The organism is Kitasatospora sp. NPDC058032, from assembly GCF_042885845.1.
Classification (GTDB): Bacteria; Actinomycetota; Actinomycetes; order Streptomycetales; family Streptomycetaceae; genus Kitasatospora.
In genome coordinates this window covers 100,736-119,827 of record NZ_JBHVRK010000007.1, presented here as the reverse complement: position 1 = coordinate 119,827, position 19,092 = coordinate 100,736, and the positions used below count along the sequence as shown (strand labels likewise).

The 19,092-nt window shown below is 74.6% G+C and carries 17 protein-coding genes; 9 read left to right on the top strand and 8 right to left on the bottom strand.

The genetic code is table 11. The features are described from left to right. The first annotated feature begins 80 nt into the window (after nucleotides 1-80). Complete coding sequence (locus ACFVUH_RS14020) at nucleotides 81-1,007, top strand: hypothetical protein (RefSeq protein ID WP_387913284.1); 927 nt, start codon at nucleotides 81-83, stop codon at nucleotides 1,005-1,007. Between the two features lie 3 nt (nucleotides 1,008-1,010). Here ACFVUH_RS14020 and ACFVUH_RS14015 read toward each other — a convergent pair whose 3' ends face one another. Continuing rightward, nucleotides 1,011-2,198, bottom strand: a complete 1,188-nt coding sequence (locus ACFVUH_RS14015; RefSeq protein ID WP_387913283.1) for a CapA family protein — start codon at nucleotides 2,196-2,198, stop codon at nucleotides 1,011-1,013. A 192-nt stretch (nucleotides 2,199-2,390) separates the two neighbouring features. Between ACFVUH_RS14015 and ACFVUH_RS14010 the strand changes: the two genes are divergently transcribed. Together ACFVUH_RS14010 and ACFVUH_RS14005 are read left to right on the top strand one after the other, a co-directional pair. After that, nucleotides 2,391-2,762, top strand: coding sequence for a hypothetical protein (locus tag ACFVUH_RS14010; RefSeq protein WP_387913281.1), 372 nt, complete (start codon nucleotides 2,391-2,393; stop codon nucleotides 2,760-2,762). A gap of 16 nt (nucleotides 2,763-2,778) precedes the next feature. Then, nucleotides 2,779-3,081, top strand: a complete 303-nt coding sequence (locus ACFVUH_RS14005; RefSeq protein WP_387913280.1) for a thioredoxin family protein — start codon at nucleotides 2,779-2,781, stop codon at nucleotides 3,079-3,081. 10 nt (nucleotides 3,082-3,091) lie between these two features. Here the strand turns inward: ACFVUH_RS14005 and ACFVUH_RS14000 are convergent, their stop codons facing one another. From ACFVUH_RS14000 to shc, 7 genes are all read right to left on the bottom strand, one after another. Continuing rightward, entirely contained in the window at nucleotides 3,092-3,973 is an 882-nt protein-coding gene (locus ACFVUH_RS14000; protein ID WP_387913278.1) for a menaquinone biosynthetic enzyme MqnA/MqnD family protein, read from the bottom strand. 6 nt (nucleotides 3,974-3,979) lie between these two features. Then, nucleotides 3,980-5,236 carry an FAD-dependent monooxygenase gene (locus ACFVUH_RS13995; protein ID WP_387913276.1) on the bottom strand — a complete coding sequence of 419 codons (1,257 nt, stop codon included), beginning with the start codon at nucleotides 5,234-5,236 and terminating at the stop codon, nucleotides 3,980-3,982. After that, a complete protein-coding gene (locus tag ACFVUH_RS13990; RefSeq protein ID WP_387913274.1) occupies nucleotides 5,233-6,567 on the bottom strand; it encodes a cytochrome P450 in 1,335 nt (444 codons plus the stop codon). The genes ACFVUH_RS13995 and ACFVUH_RS13990 overlap by 4 nt, the downstream gene beginning before the upstream one ends. Continuing rightward, nucleotides 6,564-7,616: a polyprenyl synthetase family protein gene (locus ACFVUH_RS13985; protein ID WP_387913272.1), complete on the bottom strand. Its 1,053-nt coding sequence runs from the start codon at nucleotides 7,614-7,616 to the stop codon at nucleotides 6,564-6,566. The genes ACFVUH_RS13990 and ACFVUH_RS13985 overlap by 4 nt, the downstream gene beginning before the upstream one ends. A 1-nt stretch (nucleotide 7,617) precedes the next feature. After that, nucleotides 7,618-8,526: a UbiA family prenyltransferase gene (locus ACFVUH_RS13980; RefSeq protein WP_355363221.1), complete on the bottom strand. Its 909-nt coding sequence runs from the start codon at nucleotides 8,524-8,526 to the stop codon at nucleotides 7,618-7,620. Continuing rightward, nucleotides 8,523-9,263 carry a methyltransferase domain-containing protein gene (locus ACFVUH_RS13975; RefSeq protein ID WP_387913270.1) on the bottom strand — a complete coding sequence of 247 codons (741 nt, stop codon included), beginning with the start codon at nucleotides 9,261-9,263 and terminating at the stop codon, nucleotides 8,523-8,525. The genes ACFVUH_RS13980 and ACFVUH_RS13975 overlap by 4 nt, the downstream gene beginning before the upstream one ends. 150 nt (nucleotides 9,264-9,413) lie before the next feature. Continuing rightward, complete coding sequence (shc, locus tag ACFVUH_RS13970; RefSeq protein WP_387913268.1) at nucleotides 9,414-11,273, bottom strand: squalene--hopene cyclase; 1,860 nt, start codon at nucleotides 11,271-11,273, stop codon at nucleotides 9,414-9,416. Between the two features lie 140 nt (nucleotides 11,274-11,413). Here shc and ACFVUH_RS13965 point away from each other — a divergent pair, with 140 nt between their 5' ends. The 6 genes from ACFVUH_RS13965 (at nucleotide 11,414) to ACFVUH_RS13940 (ending at nucleotide 18,956) form a co-directional block, all read left to right on the top strand. Further along, entirely contained in the window at nucleotides 11,414-12,616 is a 1,203-nt protein-coding gene (locus ACFVUH_RS13965; RefSeq protein WP_387913267.1) for an FAD-dependent oxidoreductase, read from the top strand. Between the two features lie 95 nt (nucleotides 12,617-12,711). Continuing rightward, nucleotides 12,712-13,671 carry a formylglycine-generating enzyme family protein gene (locus ACFVUH_RS13960; RefSeq protein ID WP_387913265.1) on the top strand — a complete coding sequence of 320 codons (960 nt, stop codon included), beginning with the start codon at nucleotides 12,712-12,714 and terminating at the stop codon, nucleotides 13,669-13,671. Nucleotides 13,672-13,767: 96 nt separating this feature from the next. Further along, nucleotides 13,768-14,334, top strand: coding sequence for a PadR family transcriptional regulator (locus ACFVUH_RS13955; RefSeq protein ID WP_387913263.1), 567 nt, complete (start codon nucleotides 13,768-13,770; stop codon nucleotides 14,332-14,334). Nucleotides 14,335-14,523: 189 nt separating this feature from the next. Continuing rightward, nucleotides 14,524-16,098, top strand: a complete 1,575-nt coding sequence (locus ACFVUH_RS13950; RefSeq protein WP_387913261.1) for a sulfatase — start codon at nucleotides 14,524-14,526, stop codon at nucleotides 16,096-16,098. A gap of 26 nt (nucleotides 16,099-16,124) precedes the next feature. Beyond that, entirely contained in the window at nucleotides 16,125-17,498 is a 1,374-nt protein-coding gene (locus tag ACFVUH_RS13945; protein WP_387913259.1) for an MFS transporter, read from the top strand. A gap of 9 nt (nucleotides 17,499-17,507) precedes the next feature. Beyond that, nucleotides 17,508-18,956 carry a sulfatase-like hydrolase/transferase gene (locus ACFVUH_RS13940; protein WP_387913257.1) on the top strand — a complete coding sequence of 483 codons (1,449 nt, stop codon included), beginning with the start codon at nucleotides 17,508-17,510 and terminating at the stop codon, nucleotides 18,954-18,956. The last annotated feature ends 136 nt before the right edge of the window (nucleotides 18,957-19,092 follow it).

Below are 19,092 nucleotides of genomic sequence, written 5' to 3'. Positions count from 1 at the left end.
GGGCGGGCGGCAGTAGGGTGCGGCGCTGCAGGGTTGACTGGGTGTCGGCAAACGGGCAGCGCGCGCGTGAGGAACTTGGTGTGACGTACGGAAATCAGAACTCCTTTCCCCGGCGGGACGTTTCGCTGCGGCAGCGGTTCCGGGGTGAGGAGTGGCCGACCCTGCGGGAGCTGGTGGCGCCGGTGTGGCGGGCGGTCAGCGGGTGGGTCCTGGTGCCGGTGCTGTTCTGTCTGTGGCCGTTCCTGATGTTCCTGGGGCTCTACCCGATGGCCCGGTCGGCCCGGCGGCTGGCGCGGCGGGTGTTCACGGTGGCCGGGCCGCAGGGGATGACCGACCTGGCGGTGCTGCGGGTGCAGAAGGTGCGGGCGCGGCTGGCCCTCGCGGCAGGGTTCGTGGTGCTGGTCGTGTACGGGACGCCGGAGGACTGGGGAGGGATCGGCGATCAGGTGCAGCTGCGGCTGCTGATCACGCCGTGGCTGGTGCTGGTGAGCGCGCCGGTGGTGGTCGGGGTGCTGTTCCGGCTCGCCGGACCGGACGCGCGGCCCGCCATGCGGGCCCGGGTGCGGCCGGCGGTGCGGATGGCGCTGCAGTACGTGGGCGCCTGTTCGGCGGTGCCGGTGCTGCTGTGGCTCGCCGACCGGGTGCAGGGGTCGGTCCACACCCTGCTGCTCGGGCAGGTCTTCGACCTGCTGGTCCTGGCGGTGCCGATCTGGGTGCTGATGTTCGTGGCCTTCGCCTCGCCGACGGTGGTCCGCACCGCCTTCACCCTGGACCGGGCCCACGCGGCGCTCCCGCCGGTGCTGACCGGTGTGCTGGTCTGGGAACTCGCCCTGACCGGCCTGCTGTTCGGCGGTCCGCCGCCCGGCCCGCTGCCCGTCCAGCTGTGCGCCGTCCTCGGCGGACCGGCCGGCGTGACCGCCGTGGCCTGGTGGGAGGTGCGGCGACTGCGCACCCGCTTCGGGGTCTCCCTGCGCGGTACGGCCGCGGCGGTGAGCGCCGCCGGGTAGCGTCTACGGGGCCATGGTCAGGCCCGCTGAGGCGGCGCCGCGGCTGAGGACCACGGAGCGGATGTGGTCCAGGGCGCGGGCGTAGTCGGTGCGGCCGGGGGCGCGGTGGGTGGCTTCGCGCAGGTCGAGGACGCGGTAGGGCGGGCCGAGGTCGGTCAGCTGGGGGATGAACTCGGCCTTGGCGACCGTCCACCGCAGGCCGGGGGCGCTCGGCGGGGTGAAGGTGAAGCGGGCGATCGAGCTCCAGTTGCCGCGCGGGTCCTCGGCGCCGTCGTAGGTGAACATGTGGCCGGCGAGCTGGTCGCCGAGGCCGTACACGGCCCAGGTGTCGTTGATCTTCTCGTACGCCTGGGGGATGTGGGCGTGGGTGCCGAGGATCAGGTCGATGTCCGGTCGGCCCTCGCCCTGTCCGGTGGCCAGCTCGCGGGCCAGGGTGAGCTGTTGCTCGTTCGGGGTGTCCTGCCACTCGGTGCCCCAGTGGACGCTCACCGCGACGACGTCGGCGCCGTTCGCCCGGGCGGCGCGGGCGTCGGCGAGGATCCGGTCCCGGTCGATCAGGTTGACCGACCAGGGGCGGTCGGCCGGCAGCGGGATGCCGTTGGTGCCGTAGGTGTAGGCGAGGTGGGCCACGGTGGCGCCGCCGGCCCGGAGCAGTGCGGGTCCGCCCGCCTCGGCCTCGTCGCGGGCCGAGCCGGTGTGCGCCAGGCCGACGGCGTCCATGGCGTCGAGGGTGCGCCGGATTCCGGCGGGGCCGTCGTCGAGGGTGTGGTTGGAGGCGGTGTCGCAGGAGGTGTACCCGGCGTCCTTGAGGGCGCGGGCGACCTGCGGCGGCGACTTGAAGGTCGGGTAGCCGGTGAACGGCCCGCCGTCGGCGCCGTAGACGGTCTCCATGTGGCAGATGGCCAGGTCCGCGCCGCTGATCAGCGGTGTGACGCCGGCGAACATCCGGGTGAAGTCGTAGCCGGTGCCGCCGGCGTCCTCCTGGGCCTGCCGGATGATCTCGGTGTGCGGCAGGACGTCGCCGGTGGCGACGAGCGTGAACGCCCGCGGCCCGGTGGCGGTGGTGGCGACGGCGGGGGTGGCGGGGGTGCGGTCGTCGACCGGGGGAGGGGTGGCCGGGGAGCCGCAGCCCGCGGCGGTGAGGAGCAGCGGGACGGCCAGCGCGGTGGCGGGTCGGCGGGGCAGGCGCATGGTCGACTCATCTCATGATCGGAAGGTGTCGCCGGCACTCCGACTATGCGACGCCCCGGCGCCTCCTCCGCGCCCCCACGCCCCGGGGTCACCCGGGGACGAAACCCGGTGACAGGTGCCCTGCGGGCAGGTTGACTGGCTCCCGAGGACGGAGATGACGGATGCGGACGGGTGAGGGACGGGGGCGGCAGGGTGGCACTGGCCAGGAAGGGGTCCCGCCGGATCGTCGTGGACGGTGTCGAGTACCGCTGGCGGGTGGGCAGGCGGCACCTGTGCTGCGACTACGAGGGCAGCACCTTGGGCTATGTGGCGGAAGCCGCGGTCGGCCCGGGATCGACGCTGGTCGTGGAGACCGGCCGTCCGGCCCTCGTCGGCCCGCGCCCGCTACCGGAGGAGGTCGTCCTGCCGCGGGAGGTCGCCGCCGGCATCCGGGCCGCCCGGGCGAGGGGCTGGACGCCCGGTGCCGACGGCTCGCCGTTCAGGCTGTCCTTCTCGCCGGGAGCCGATGACGGCTCCGGTGCGCGGGCGGACTACGGTCGGGGTCGAGAGGTGTCGGAGGAATGAACCGGAGGGCGGACGGATGCGGATCACGGTGCTGACGGTGGCGGGCTGCCCCAACGCCCGGCCTGCGGTGGAGCTGGTCGAGGCCGCTCTGGAGGGGCGGGAGGCGGAGGTGGAGCTGGTCGAGGTGCGGGACGAGGCCGAGGCCGTCGAGCGGGGCATGTACGGGTCGCCGACCGTTCTGGTCGACGGTACCGACCCGTTCGCCCCGCCCGGGGCCGTGCCGAGCCTGTCGTGCCGGCTGTACCGGGGCGCCGACGGCACCGTGTCCGGCGTGCCGGGGGAGGCCGCCCTGCGCCGCGTGCTGGCCGGGGCCCGCTGAGCACCCGCGGTCAGCGCTCGGCGGTGGTGGGGGAGGCGCTCAGCAGGTCGAGCCGGGCATCGGCGGGGAAGCCCGCCGCGGGGCCGCCGGCGAGGCGGGTGAACTCCGCGATGCCGAGCAGCTGCCGCGGGCCCAGGCCGTAGTCGAGCGCGCGGGTGAAGTAGTGGCGCAGGGCCGCGGCGTCGAACGGCTCCCAGCGGGCCGCCCGTCCGCACAGCCGGTCCACCTCGCGCAGCCCGAGGTCCCGGGCGGCCAGCAGCTGGGCGTGGACCTCGCGCACGGTCGCCGGATCCCGCCGCACGAGGTCGCGGCGGGCGGCGAAGAGCGCGAAGACGAAGGGCAGCCCGGTCCACTCCCGCCAGAGCCGGCCCAGGTCGTGCACCTCCAGGCCGGCGGGCGCGGGGTGGCGCAGGGCGGCCCGCAGCGCAGGGTCGCCGATCAGCACGGCGGCGTCCGCGTCGGCGAGCATCACCGGAAGGTCCGGCGGCCGGACCCGGTAGCGGGGTTCGACGCCGAACCGCTCGCGCAGCAGCAGCCGGGCGAGCCGCACCGAGGTCCGGCTGGTCGAGCAGAGCGAGACCGTCCGGCCGTCGAGCCGGGACAGCGGCACCCTGCTGACGATCAGGCAGGACATCACCGGTCCGTCACTGCCGACGGCGATGTCGGGCAGGGCGACCAGCCGGTCGGTGTTGCCCAGGTAGTCCGCCAGGCTGATCGGGCCGATGTCCAGCTCGCCGGCCACCAGGGCGGCTCCGAGCCGGCCGGGGTGGCCGGTGGTCAGGTCGAGGTCGAGCAGGCTGCCGGTCCTGGCCAGCCCCCAGAGCAGGGGCAGGCAGTTGAGGAACGCGATGTGGCCGACCCGGGGCCGTCGGCGGGAGGGGGCGGTCGTCATGGCGCCTCAGCGGGCCCGGTCGGCGGCGTCGCGGGCGACCGTCCAGGAGGGGTGGGAGTTCACCTGCGCGACGGTGGCCAGGGCGAGTTCCTTGTAGCCCCGCGCGATGGCCTCGGCCCGGTCGACGGGCAGCGGACCGCCGTGCTCCGCGGCCCGGGCGATGATCTCCTCCGGTCCCAGCTCCCGGTTGCCCAGCACGATGGCGTTGACGGTCGGGCGGCGCAGCTCGTCGTACTGGCGCAGGGCGGCCACCGGGTCGTGCTCCCGGGCCAGGCACCAGGCCAGCACCCGGGCGTCGACGACGGACTGCGAGCCGCCGTTCATCCCCATCGGGAACATCGGGTGCGCGGCGTCGCCCAGCAGGGTGACCCGGCCGAAGCTCCAGCGGGGCAGCGGGTCGCGGTCGAGCATCGGGTACTCGAAGATCGCCGAGGAGCTCCCGACCAGGGTGGGCAGGTCGATCCAGGGCAGGCTCCAGCCCGCCAGGCCGGCGAGCGCCTCGGCCGGCGCGATGCGGCGGTTGGAGCGGTCCAGCGGTGCGGCGGACGGGTCGTGCCGCACCTCCAGCACCCAGTTCATCAGGGCGTCGCCGCCCTCGGTGGCGGGGTCCTCGATGGGGTAGGCGACGAACTTGGCGCCGGGGCTGCCTCCGGCCACGGCGATCGACCGGCCGCCGAGGACGTGCGGGTACGGCGCGACGCCGCGCCACATGTGCACGCCGTTCCAGTGGGAGGGGCCCTCGTGCGGGTGGAGCTGGGCGCGGACGGCGGAGTCGATGCCGTCGGAGCCGACCAGCAGGTCGGACTCCTCGACGACCGGGGCGCCGCTCGCCCGGTCCAGGAAGTGGGCCCGGACGCCGTCCGCGCTCTGCTCGAAGCGCCGGAACCGCTGGCCGGTGCGGAAGGCGTCCGGCCCCAGGCGCTCGCGCGCGGCGGCGAGCAGCAGCAGGTGCAGCCGGCCGCGGTGGACCGAGTACTGCGGCCAGCGGTAGCCGGCGTCGACGCCGAGCGTCTCCTCCCACACCGGCGAGCCGGCCCGGTCGTAGTAGTTCAGCCGGCGCGGGCGCAGCGCGACGGCGTCCAGTTCGTCGGCCAGGCCGAGTTCGGAGAGCTCCCGGGCGGCGTGCGGCAGCAGGTTGATCCCCACGCCGACCGCCTCGATGCTCCGCGCCGCCTCGCACACCAGCGGCTCGAAGCCGGCGGCGTGCAGGCTCAGCGCGGTGGTCAGCCCGGCGATGCCGCCGCCCACGATGGTGATCCTCATCCGTGCGAGCCTGCCTTTCGTCGGCGCACCACGACGGGGACTCCCCGGCGGGGGCGCATGGCCATGATGCTGACCGGGGTCACCGGGCCGGCCGGCGTTAGTTCGGTCCGCCGGAGCAGCTCCACGAGGACGGTCTTGAGTTCGGCGGTCGCGAACGGCGCGCCGATGCAGCGGTGGCGCCCGCCCCCGAACGGCAGGAAGCCGGCCGGGGTGACCTCCCGGTGCAGGGGGTGGCCGCGCTGCCACCGCTCGGGGACGAAGCGGGAGGGCTCGGGCCAGACCCGGGACATCCGGTGCGTCACGTAGGGGCTGATCGCCAGCCGGGTGCCGGCCGGCAGCCGCCGGCCGGCGAACTCGACCTCCCGGGCCGTGACCCGGGGCAGGACGACCACCGGCGGGTGGAGGCGCAGCGCCTCCTGCACCACGCCGTCCAGGTAGTCGAGCTTCTCCAGCGCCTCCACCGTCACCGGTTCGTCGCCGAGCAGCGCGGTGACGGACTCCCGGGCCCGCTCCCACGTCCCGGGGGTGCTCAGCGCGGCGTGCACCACCCAGGCCATGGCGGCGCTGGTCGTCTCGTAGCCGGCCACGATCAGGCTGATCACCTGGTCCTGGATCTCGCCGTCGTCGAGCGGGCAGCCCTCGCCGTCCGTGGCCGCGAGCAGCGCGCCGAGGCCGTCGCCGTCCGGTTCGGGGTGGCGGCGCCGGTGCTCGATCTCGGCCTGGACCCGCTCGGCGACCCAGCGGCGGGCCCGTTCGGCCCGGGCGGTGACCGGGTTGGGGACGCGGGTGAGGAAGAGCTGCAGCCCGAGGGGCAGGTCGGTGGCGTCGAGGGCGATCTGCAGCCGGGCGCCGATGGCGTCGTTCTGGGCGGCCAGCCGGGAGCCGTAGAGCGACTCGACGGTGTTGCGGCGGATCAGCGCGCGCAGCTCGCGGTAGAGGTCGACGCGCCGGCCGGTGTCCCAACGGTCGACCGTCGCCGCGGTGTTGCGGGCCATCAGACGGACGTAGTCCTCGATGCGGCGGCGGTGGAAGGCGGGCAGCACCAGGTGGCGGCGCCTGCGGTGGCTCTCGCCGTCGCTCACCAGCAGGGCGCTCTCGCCGAGCACCGGCAGCATCACCTCGAAGGAGTCGCGCCAGGAGAACAGCTGGGGGTTGGCGAAGACGAAGGAGTTGGCCTCCGGCCCGAAGAGGAAGGTCGAGCGCTGGCGGCCGTACCCGACCTCCACCACGTCGCCGTGGACGCGCTGGGCGCGCAGCATGCCGGTGAACGGGTCGGCGGCGAACCGCAGCACCTCGGCGGGCGTGAGCCTGGGAACCGCCGCGGTGCTCATCCCGCCGCCTTCGCGGAGCGGGCCGTCCCGGGTGGGGCGTCGAGCAGCTGCGCCACCTCGGGCAGGAGGCCGGCCAGCATCCGGCGCAGCGCCGGTACGCCGTGCGGCCGGGGCAGGTCGGCGGCCTCCAGGCAGTCGAAGGCCGTCCGCAGCCGGGCGCCCGCGGTGTCGGCGGCCCGTTGCAGGGCGCCGCAGTCGCGCAGCACGGCGAGCACCTCGGTGACCGTTCGGTCGTGGTCGCGGTCGTGGTTCTGGTCAGGAGTGGACAGCAGTGGGCGCAGCCGGTCGCCGGCCGTCTCCAGCCCGAAGAGGACGGGCAGGGTGTAGACGGCGTTGCCGAGGTCACGGCCGGCGCCCTCGCCGGGCGCGGTGAGGTCGCCGAGGTCGTTCCAGATCTGGAAGGCCACGCCGAGGTGGTGGCCGAAGGCGGCCAGGGCCCGCCGGCGGCTTTCGTCGGCGCCGGCCGCGATGGCGCCCAACAGCGCGCTGAAGGAGAGGAGTTCGGCGGTCTTGCCGGAGACGGCGGCGAGGTAGCCGGGGACGGTGCGGTCCGGGTCGCCGGTCGCGCGGAGTTCGACGAGCTGTCCGACGCAGATCCGCCGGGCGCAGTGCGCCGCGGCGGCGGCGGCCTCCGGGCCCAGGGTGGCGGCGAGGCCGAGGGCGGTGGCGAGCAGGTAGTCGCCGAGCACCAGGGCGGCGCTGTCGCCGTAGCGCGCGTTGACGGTGGGTACGCCGCGGCGGACCCCGGCGCGGTCGCACAGGTCGTCGTGGCAGAGGGTGGCGAGGTGGAGCAGTTCGACCGCCGCGCCCGCGGTGACCACCTGCTCACTGGCCGGGGTGTCGGCGCCGAGCAGGTCGGCGGCGCCGAGCACCAGGGCGGGGCGCAGGAACTTCCCGGGGTGGCGGACCAGGTGCTGCAGGGCGTCCTCGATCGCCGGGTCGTCCAGCGTCAGCTCCTTGACGACGCGGTCGCGGACGCGCGACAGGTCGCCGGCGAGCCGGGGGAGATCCGGGCCCTGCGGGGTGGGGCCGGTTCCAGCGGGCGGCATCTCAGATCCACGCTCCGATCGCGAAGAGGACGAAGTCGGCGATCATCAGGTAGTACAGCCAGGCCCAGGAGATCATCGACGGGCCGATCCGGGACCGGGCGACCGAGACGGCCAGCGCGGCGGCCCAGGGCAGGGTGAGCAGCGGCAGCAGCACGCCCGCCGCGTGCAGCCGCCCGGCCACGGCGGCGTCGACCAGGTAGAAGCCGGCCAGGCAGCCGCCGTACAGCAGCTTGGTCACCGCCGGGCTGACCACGTGCGGCAGGGTCGTCTTGCCGACCGCGGCGTCCTTCTCGGTGTCGCGGGCGTTGTTGTGCAGCATCAGCGCGGCGAACAGGAACCCCGGGCCCAGGGCGGCGAGCAGCAGGGTGGTGTCGACGCGGCCCGCGTTCAGCCAGGCCAGGATCAGGGTGACGCCGAAGCCGGTCACCACGAAGTCCAGCAGCTCGCCCAGCGCCCGGTGGCCCAGCGGCCGGGGGCCGCCCGCGTAGCCGAAGTAGGCGAGGTAGCAGAGCGCGATCAGGGGCGGCAGCCACCAGGAGGTGGCGGCGGCGAGCACGGCGAGGCCGATCCAGGCGACGGCGAAGCAGCCGAGCCCGGCCAGCCGCAGCCGGCGCATGTCCAGGCCCTGCGCGAGGGCGCTCTCGGGGCGGACCCGGTCCGTCCTGTCGAGGCCGCGCACGTAGTCCTCGTAGTCGTTGACGTAGCGCCGGCCGACGCAGTCCGGGACCAGCACGAACAGGGTCAGCGCCACCCGCCAGGGCTCCAGCGGATGGACCTGGCGGGCGACGGCCACCGCGTACAGGCCCTGCAGCACGATGACCAGGACCAGCGGCGGTCCGGCGGCCACCAGCCAGGCCCGCGCGCCCGGGCGGGTCCGGGCGGACGCCGCCGTCGCGGACTCCACCGTCACCGCGCGCCGCCCGAGGCCGGCAGGCGCTTGGTGCCGATCGCCTGGAACATCACGTTGGTGGAGCGGGTGGGGAACATCGGGACCGTCGACCGGAGCTTGAAGAACCAGGGGATGAGTGCCCGGGCCTGCGGCCAGAGCCCGTACAGCCGCAGTTCGACCCCGCCGAGCGCGGCGGTCTGGGCCAGGCGCAGGCGGTTGACGAAGAGCCGGTGGTCGTGGCAGCCCTTGGGGGCCATCCCGGGCAGCGGGAGGTTCTCGGTCAGCGTGACGATGAGGATCCGGGCCAGGAAGGTGTCGGCGATGGTGTCGAGCAGCAGGGTGCCGCCCGGGCGCAGGATCCGGCAGCACTCGGCGACCACGGCGTACGGGTCCGGGACGTGCTCCAGGCACTGGCCGGCGACCACGACGTCCACGCTGTCGTCCTCGAACGGCAGCTTGGCGACGTCGGCCAGGACCGTCTCGTCGACCCCGTGGGCGGCGGCCACCTCCAGCGAGCGCTCGGACTGGTCCACGCCGATGTGCCGGTAGCCCTTGCTGGCCAGGTACGGGTGGAGCAGACCGCCGCCGCAGGCGACGTCGACCAGGCGGGCGCCGGGCCGGTCGGCGGGCGGGATGAGCTCGCCGCGCTTGGCCGCGATCCAGCCGAGCGCGGCGAAGGGGCCGCGCGGGTCCCACCACTGGTCGGCGAGGTCGTCGTACTGGGTGAGGTCGTTGGCCTTGACCCTGGGCTTCTTCACGGAACTCCGTTCGTGGTGGTCGTCGGTGGTTGCCGATGGTTCGGGGCGGCTCCGGTCCGGGGGGGGCTGTGCCGGTGGTCCGGGGAAGCGCAGGCCGAGGGCGGCGCCGGTGGTCCGGGGGGGCGCCGGTGTTCTTCGGGGTGGCGCGGGTCAGCGCTGGTAGCGCCCGAGCGCCATGACGGGGAAGAGGTGGCGGTACATCGGGTAGCTCATGTAGAACTGCCGCGGCAGGACGGTGCCGGTGAACGGCTCCTCGTCCCAGCCGCCGTCCTCCCGCTGCGCGGCGACCAGCCAGGACAGCCCCCGGTCGACCCGCTCGTCGTCGGCCGGCAGGCCGGCCGCGTGCAGGGCGAGCAGCGCCCAGGAGGTCTGGCTGGGGGTGGAGGGGCCGCGGCCGCGCCAGGCCGGGTCGTCGTACGAGCGCAGGCTCTCGCCCCAGCCGCCGTCGGTGTTCTGATGGTTCGTCAGCCAGTCGACCGCGCGCCGCACCGGCCGGCTGTGCGGCGGGACGCCGGCGCTCAGCAGCGCGGTGACCACCGCCCCCGTGCCGTACAGGTGGTTGGCGCCCCAGCGGCCGAACCAGGAGCCGTCCGCGTCCTGGTGGCGCGCCAGCCAGCGTGCGGCGGCCCGGATCCTCGGGTCGGCCGCCAGGCCCTGGCGGGCCAGGCTCTCCAGGGCGTGCGCGGTGATGTCCGGACAGGGCCGGTCGGTGAGTTCGGTGAAGTCGAGGGTGCTCAGGCGGGAGACGGCCCACGAGGTGTTGTCCGCGTCGTAGGCGGCCCAGCCGCCGTCCGAGGACTGCATGGCGAGCAGCCAGGAGGTGCCGCGGACGGCGGCGCCGCGCAGCCGGGCGGCCTCGGCGGGGTCGGGGGCCGTCACCCGGGAGAGCGCGTCGACGACCACCGCGGTGTCGTCGCAGTCGGGGAAGGCCTGCTCGACGAAGCCGACCGACCAGCCGCCGGCGGCCCGTCCGGGCCTGGCGACGGCCCAGTCGCCGTGCGAGGTGACCTCCTGTCCGGCGAGCCAGCGGGCGGCGCGCAGCAGGGCGGGATGGTCGGTGTCCAGGCCGGCGTCGGTGAGCGCGGTCACGCACAGGGCGGTGTCCCAGACCGGGGTGGGCATGCAGTTCATCCGGCGGACCGGGCCGTCCGGGCCCTCCTCGTGGACCGCGAAGCCGTCCAGCCCGCGCAGTCCGGCGCGGATCGCGGGGTGCTCGGCGCCCAGGCCCGCGGCGTGCAGGCCGAGCAGGCAGAACACCGAGGCCACGTTGCAGGCCAGCCAGGCGCCGTCGGCCTCCTGGCGGTCGGTGATCCAGCGGACGGCGCGCTCGACGGCCCGGCCGCGCGGCAGGCCGAGCGCGTGCTCGTTGTACCAGCCGACCGCGCGGTCCACGGCCCGCAGGGCCGGCGGCAGTGCGGGTGGGACGGGCTGGCCGGTGCGCAGTTCGTCGGTCCGGAAGCCGGGGTCGTGGCGGGGCCGGGAGCGGTGCACCAGGCCGAGCGGCACCATCGTCAGCCGGGCCCAGGTGGACATCCGGTAGAGCGAGAGCGGAGCGCGCGGCGGCAGCAGCACCGCCTCGGTGAGCACGGTGGGCACGGCCCGCCAGTCCTCCTGGCCGAACAGGGCCAGCCACAGGTGGGCTTCGAGGCGGCAGCGTTCGGCGCCCCCCTGGGCGCGGACGAAACGGGCCGCGGCGGCCATGTGCGGTTCCTCGGGGGTGTCGCCGGCCAGCCGCAGCGCGAGGTAGGCCTCCACGGTGGTGGACAGGTCGCCGGGGCCTCCCGGGTACAGGCCCCAGCCGGCGTCGGGGAGTTGGCGGGAGCGGATCCAGCGGGCGGTGGCCGCGAGGACGTCCTCGTCGCGCACCCCCAGCAGCTCGCGGATGAAGAGGTCGACCGCGTCGACCATCACATTCGCGTCCGGACAGCGGGACCACCAGCCGTCCGGTTCCTGGATCGACAGCAGGTGGTCCACCCCACGGGAGACGGCCACTTTCAGATCAGTGCGCACGATAGTAACCCTCGGTATCTGGACTAGTGGCCAGTAGCGGGTGGGACGTGACACTCGGGAGCTCTCGGTCGTACTATAAAAGCATTGGGGCCGCACTGCTCCCACCCGTCGATGTATTCACAACTGGGGGATCATCTTCCATGCGGTTACTGATAGTTGGTGCAGGAATCGGCGGCCTGGCACTCGCCCGGGGACTGCTCGCGACCGGGCACCAGGTGACCGTACTGGAGCAGGCGCCGAGCCCCCGGACCACCGGCTCGGCGATCACTGTCTGGAGCGGCGGAGTCGGCATCCTCCGCGCGCTCGGGGTCTCCGGCGAGGGGCTGGGCGCACGGATCGACCGGCTGGAGAACCGGACCGACGCGGGGGAGCACCTCTACTCCATCGACGTCGGGCACGCGACCCGGCGGCTGGGCCACCCCAGCATCACCGCGCCGCGCCGCGACCTGCTCGCCCGCCTCGCCGACGGCCTGCCGGAGGGCACCGTCGAGTACGGGCGCCGGTTCGTGCGGGCCAAGGAGGGCGGCTCCGGCGTGCAGGCCGTCTTCGCCGACGGTGGCACCGTCGAGGGCGACCTGCTGATCGGGGCCGACGGCCACCACTCCGCGGTACGGCGGCACCTGTGGGGCCATGACCCGACCGAGCCGGCCGGCTGGGCGACCTGGCAGGGCCTCACCGGCCTCCGCTCCCGGATCACCGGTCCGCACCACGGGCTCATGATCAACGGGCGGGCCGGCTTCTGCGGACTGCTGCCCGCGGGGCCGGACACCCTGCAGTGGTGGTTCAGTTTCCCGTGGCGCCCCGGCGCACCCGGCGCACCCGGCGTGTCCGGAGCACCCGAGGCATCCGGTGCACCCGACGCACCCGACGCACCCGACGCACCCGCCCTGCCGCTGCTGCGCGAGCGCTTCGCCCACTGGGCCGCGCCGGTGCCGGCGCTACTGGAGGGACTGCGGGAGGCGGAGATCGAGATGTTCCCGCACCACACCCACCGGGTCCGCCGGGTCTGGGGCGGCGAGCGCTCGACCCTGCTCGGCGACGCCGCCCACACGATGCCGCCCATCGTCGCCCAGGGCGCCAACCAGGCGCTGGAGGACGCCTGGGTGCTCGCCCGGCTGCTCGCCCACCGGCCGGGGAACCTCACCGCGGCGCTGCGCCGCTACGAACACCTCCGCTCCCGGCGGGTCTCCCCGATCGCCCGGCTGGCCGCCACCGAGTACACCTACCGCTACCACCCGCCGCGCTGGGACCGCCTGGTGCCCAGCCCGCTGGTGACCCGGGCGTACGGGCGCTGGCTGTACGCCACCAGCGACTACCTGCGGGGCCGCCGACGCTGGTGGTAGGGGTGGCCGCCGCTCTTGGCCGGGGTCGGGGAGCTATGTACGTTAGAACATAGATCCGGGCGAGAGGCCCAGTCCGATACGAAGAGGACCCGCGCATGACCGACCCCACCGCGCCCGCCCGCTGCTGCATGCCGTCCGGAGGCGGCGCGGTGACGCCGCTCCCGCCGACGGTCCCGGCGCCGTCGCCGCGCCGGGCGCCCGCCACCGACGGGACGGTGCTGCTGCCCGGCGGCGGGTTCCTGATGGGAACCGAGGACGCGGAGGGCTTCCCCGCCGACGGGGAGGGCCCCGTGCGCCCGGTGCGGCTGAGGCCCTTCCGGATCGACACCCACGCCGTCAGCAACGACCGCTTCGCCGCGTTCGTCGCCGACACCGGGTACCGCACCGAGGCCGAGCGCATCGGCTGGTCCTACGTCTTCGCGGCCTTCCTGCCCGCCGAGCTGCGCCGCGGCGCCCCGCGCCCCGAGCGCACCCCCTGGTGGTGCGGGGTGCCCGGCGCCGCGTGGAACCGGCCCGAGGGCCCGGGCAGCGGCGTCGAGGACCGCGGCGACCACCCGGTGGTGCACGTGTCCTGGAACGACGCCGCGGCGTACGCGGCCTGGGCGGGCAAGCGGCTGCCCACCGAGGCCGAGTGGGAGTACGCGGCGCGCGGCGGCCTGGAGCAGGCGCGCTACCCGTGGGGCGACGAACTGGACCCGGCGGGGGAGTACCGCTGCAACATCTGGCGCGGCACCTTCCCGGTGCGCAACACCGCCGCCGACGGCTTCCGCGGCACCGCCCCCGTCGACGCCTTCGAGCCCAACGGCTTCGGGCTGTACAACGTGTCCGGCAACGTCTGGGAGTGGTGCGCCGACTGGTGGGCCACCGACCACCCGGCCGGCCGTCCGGCGGTCGACCCCACCGGCCCCGCCGGCGGAACGGACAAGGTCATCCGCGGCGGGTCCCACATGTGCCACCGCTCCTACTGCAACCGCTACCGGGTGGCGGCCCGCACCGCCAACAGCCCGGACAGCTCCAGCGGGCACGCGGGCTTCCGCTGCGCGGCGGACGCCTGAGGAGTCCGCGCCGGAAGTCCGCACCGGAACCTTGACATCCGGCTACCGGCGGGTAAGTCTGTCGGTCATAAGTTCCTCAGAACATAGGTGCCGCCGATGCAGCTCGACTATGTGATCCTCGGGGTGCTGACCCTGCGCCGGCTGTCCGGCTACGACCTGCGTCGCTGGATGGAGGGGCCGGGCCGGTTCATCGGGTACGGCGTCCAACTCCCGCACATCTACCGCCGGCTGGCCAAGCTCCTGGAGCGCGGCTGGGTGGACTTCGAGGTCGATCCGCGCGAGGGCCGGCCGGACGCCAAGGTGTACCGGCTGACGGAGGAGGGCCGCGCGGCGCTCCTGGAGTGGGCGCGGTCCCCCTTCGTCCCGTCCCCGCGCGCCAAGGACCCCGACTTCACCCTGCGCTTCTTCTTCGCCGGCCAGCTCGACCCCGCGATCGCCCTGGACGTGGTCACCACCGAGCTGGAGTACCGGATCGAGCAGCACGCGGCGTCGGGCGCCATGCCGCTGCCTGACGCCTACGACCCGCAGATCCCCGAACTCGACGCCGCCTGGGCCCGCGAGGTCCACACCGCGGCCCACGAGCACGGCTACGCCTTCGCCGCCTCCCACATCGCCTGGCTCCAGCTCACCAAGGCCCGCCTGGAGGCGCGGCTCGGCCGCTGACCGCGGCCCATCGCGCCCACCGCGCGGTCACCCCGGCCGTCACACCCCCGCGCGGCCACCCCCCCCCCGCCAGCCGCCGTACCCCCGCGCGCGGCCACCCCCCCCACCCCCACCCCCACCGGTCGTCCGACGTCCCCCGTCGGCCGCACCGGCGCGGGCCCCTGCCCCCGCTCCCCCCGGAGTCCCCCCATGCGCATCATCTACGTCGACGTGGACACCCTCCGCGCCGACCACACCACCCCCTACGGCTACCACCGCCCCACCACCCCCCACCTCCAGGCCCTCGCCGAGAAGTCGGTCACCTTCGAGCGCTACTACTGCTCCGACTCGCCTTGTCTGCCGTCCCGGACGGCGCTGACGAGCGGTCAGTTCGGCATCACCAACGGCGTGATCGGCCATTTCGGCGAGGCCGCCCGGTTCCGGCTCGACCCCGGGCACGGCCCCGAACCCGACCGCCCCCTGCTCGGCCAGGTCCTCGGCTTCGGCGGCCACTACACCGCCGCCGTCTCGGTGTTCGCCGAGCGCCACCGCGCCTACTTCTTCCACGCCAACTTCCGCGAGTCCGTCCGCGCCACCGCCCGCCTCGGCGACGAGGAGGCCCAGGACGTCAACCGCGCGGCCACCGACTGGATCCGCCGGCACGCCGCCGACGAGAACTGGTACCTGCACCTCACCTACTGGGACCCGCACACCGACTACACCCAACCCGCCGAGTGGACCGAGAAGATGGCCGCCTCCGGACCCGTCCAGGAGTGGCCCGACGAGGAGACCATCGCCTCCCACGCCGAGGTCTACGGCCCGCGCAGCGCCCTCGACCTGCACTACTCGCTGACGGGCGACGGCACCTCCCCGGTCCCGCACAACATGCCCGACGCCGTCCGCTCCCGCGCCGACTTCGAGCACCTGATCAACGGATACGACGGCGCGGTCCACCACTGGGACCACCACTTCGGCCAACTCATGGCCACCCTGGAGGAGTTGGGCATAGCCGACGAGACCGCCGTGATCGTCAGCGCCGACCACGGCGAGTCCTTCGGCGAGCAGGGCTCGTACGCGGAGCACGGCCTGGCCAACGAACCGACCCACCGGCTGCCGCTGGTCGTGTACTGGCCCGGCGTCACCGACCGGCTGCCCGCCGAGGCGCGGCGCAACGACGCGCTCCTCTACAACATCGACCTCGCGCCCACCCTCTGCGACCTCCTCGGCCTGCCCGTACCGGCTGGCTGGCAGGGCACCTCCTTCGCCCCCGCGGTGCGCGGCGCGAGCATCGAGTCCCGCCCGTACCTGGTCCTCGGCCACGGCGCCCACACCTACCAGCGCGCGGTGCGCACCCGCGACCACCTCTACATCCGCACCTACCACCCCGGGGCCTTCCGCGCCGAGTGGGAACAGCTCTTCCACGTCACCGAGGACCCCCACCTCACCCGCGACCTGCTCGCCGATGAGCCCGAACTCGCCGCCGTCATGCGCTCCCACCTCGCCGAGTGGTGGCACGAGCACGCCGGCCGCCCCGGCTGCCTGCCCGACCCGATGCAGGCGACCCTCCAGACCGGGCCCACCTACTACAACGACCCCGCGCGGTACGCCCGGCACCTGCGCGACACCGGCCGCGAGCACCTCGCCGAGGACCTCGAAGCCCGCCTCGCCTCCCTGAACGTGCCGGTCTCCTGGCACGCCCCCGACCGCCCGCGCACCGCCGAACTCGCGGCCCGCTGGGCGGCCCTGCTGCAGACCCGTGACCAGCGGTCCGTGCGGCCCAACTGACGCGCGCCACGCCAAGGGAGTTCCACATGACCGCCAATTCCCCGCCGCCCGCCGCGGTGGCCTCCCCGCCCGCCACCTCCGCGGACCGGGGCAGCCCGGGCCGCTGGCGCCAACTGGGCCTGCTCAGCGCCGCCATGGCCACCGACAACGGCGAACAGGGCGCCGTCTCGGTGCTGTTCCCCGCGATGCGGTCCGCCCTGAACCTGCCGCTGTCGGCCCTCAGCATGCTCGTCGCCCTGGGCAAGGTCGTCGGGGTGGTCTTCGGACCGCTCTGGGTGAGCCTCGCCCAGCGCTTCCCGCGCAAGTACGTGCTCGCCGTCAGCTCCGGCCTGTGGGGCGTGTGGACGATCGCCACCGGATTCGCCCAGAGCTACCTTCAGCTCGTGGTGCTCTTCGGGATCGCCGCCGTCGGCGTCGTCGGCAGCGGCCCCCTCATCAACGGCATCCTCGCCGACCTCTTCGACGACCGGACCCGCGGCCGGGCGGCGGGTGTCCTGTTCGGCAGCGTCGCCCTGGTCACCGCGGTCCTCGGCCCGCTGCTCGGTCAGCTGTCCCGGGTCGACGGCGGATGGCGGTACGGGTTCTTCGCCGTCGGCGCCCTGCAACTGCTGGCGGGGCTCGGCATCCTGCTGTTCTTCCGGGACCCGGGCGTCGGCGGGGCCGAGCACCAGCTCGCCGCGGTGAGGACCGGATCCGCCGCGCCGCGCGGCCGCTCCTTCGACCGGGCGAGCCTGCGCCGGCTGGCCGGCATCCGCAGCTTCCCGCTGATGTGTCTGCAACGCGTGCTCAGCGCCCAGTTCGTGATGGTCGCCTTCGGCGTGGTGTTCCTGGTCGACGACCGCGGCTTCAGCAACGCGCAGGCCTCACTGGTGGTCTTCCCCACCTCGCTGTCGTACCTGATCGGCACCCTCGCCGGCGGGCTGGCCGCGGACCGCGTGCAGCGCCGCTTCCCCGGCTCGGGCCGCATCGCCGTCCTGCAGACCGCGTTCCTCGGGTACGGTGCCGTCGCCTACACCGCCACCCAGATCGCCTGGACCCACCTCGGGATCTACGCCGTCCTCTTCTCGCTGCTGGGCCTGCTGCAGGGCCTCCAGCCGTCGGTCAACCGGCCGGTCGTCATGGCCATCACGCCGCCGGAACTGCGCGGAGCGGCCTTCGCGGTCTTCCTCGGCCTGGAGGGGATCGGATGGGCCGTGATCACCCTGCTGGTCGGCTTCCTCGGGGACGCCGTCGGGCTGCAGGCCACCTTCCTGTGGATGGTGGTCGTCGTCGTCCTCGCGAACGGCCTCCTCGCCACGCCGCTGTACCGCACCTACGGCCGCGACGTCGCCGCCGTCCAGGCCGAGCTGGACCGTCGGGCCACCGACAGCCGGCCGCTTCCGAACGAAACGCAGAGCTAGGAAACGCACATGACCCGCCGTCCCAACTTCGTGATCCTCATGCCCGACCAGCTGCGGGCCGACGCCGTCGGCGCGTTCGGCAACCCGTACGTCCGCACCCCGCACCTGGACGCCCTCGCCGCCCGCGGCACCACCTTCAACCAGGCGTACGTCCAGCACCCGGTCTGCTCGCCCAGCCGGGCGTCCGTCCTCACCGGCTGGTACCCGCACACGGCCGGCCACCGGACCCTCACCCACCTGCTCAAGGAGCACGAGCCGAACCTGCTGCGCATCCTCAAGGACGCCGGCTACCACGTCACCTGGGCGGGCGCCCGCGGCGACACCTTCGCCCCGGGCGTCACCGAGGCGAGCGTCCACGAGTACGGCTTCTCGGTCATGCCCACCGTCGGCTACGGAGGGGAGTACCCCGACGGCGTCTGGTCCCGCCTGTTCTACCGGGGCGCGGTCCCCGACGACGGGCGGATCGACCCCGACGAAGCCGCGATCCGCTCCGCCGAACGGTGGCTGGCGGACCCGCCCGAGCAGCCCTGGGTGCTGTTCGTCCCGCTGGTGGCGCCGCACTGCCCGTTCCAGGTCGAGGAGCCCTGGTTCTCCCAGGTCGACCGGGACGCCCTCCCCGACCCCGTCGCCCCCGGTGACCCGTCCGGCGAACCGCGGTACATGGCGGCGATCCGCGAACGCTACGGCATCGGCGAGGTCACCCCGGAGCAGTGGCGCGAGGTGGTGGCCACCTACTACGGGATGATCGCCCGCCTGGACGACCAGCTCGGGCGGGTGATGGGCGCGGTCGCGGACGCCGGTGCCGCGGACGACACCGTGACCCTGTTCTTCGCCGACCACGGCGAGTACCTCGGAGACTTCGGGCTGATCGAGAAGTGGCCGTCGGCGATGCACGACTGCATCACCCGCGACCCGCTGATCATCAGCGGCGGAGGCTTCGCCGGGGGACAGGCCAGCGACGCCATGGTGGAGATGGTCGACGTCCTGCCCACCGTGCTGGAGCTGGCCGGCGTCGAGGCCCCGCACCGCCACTTCGGACGCAGCCTGGTGCCGCTGCTGCGCGACCCGGCTGCCCCGCACCGCGAGTACGCCTTCACCGAGGGCGGCTTCACCGTCGAGGAGGAGCCCCGGATGGAGCGCCCGGGCTTCCCGTACGACCTCAAGGGCGCCCTCCAGCACGAGGACCCCGCGCTGGTGGGCAAGGCGGTCGCCGTCCGGGACCGCGAGTGGACGTACGTCTGGCGGCTCTACGAGCCGGCGGAGCTGTACCACCGCGCGAGCGACCCGCAGGAGCGCAGCAACCTGGCGGGCCGCGCCGAGCACGCCGCGGTCGAGCAGCGCCTGCGTGACGCGGTGCTGCGGTGGATGGTCGAGACCGCCGACGTCATCCCGCCCACGCCGGACCCCCGGCTCCCGCAGGTGGCCCTGCCCGCCCCCGGCGGCCCGGTCGCCGGGTAGCCCGGTCCGCCCCGTGGGGAGCCCACCGCAACCACCATGTCCAGCGCGTCCACCACGTCCAGCGCGTCCGGCGCGTCCACCACGTCCGGCGCGTCCTGCACCGGCCGCGCGACACCGCGGTAGCCGTCCCTGAACG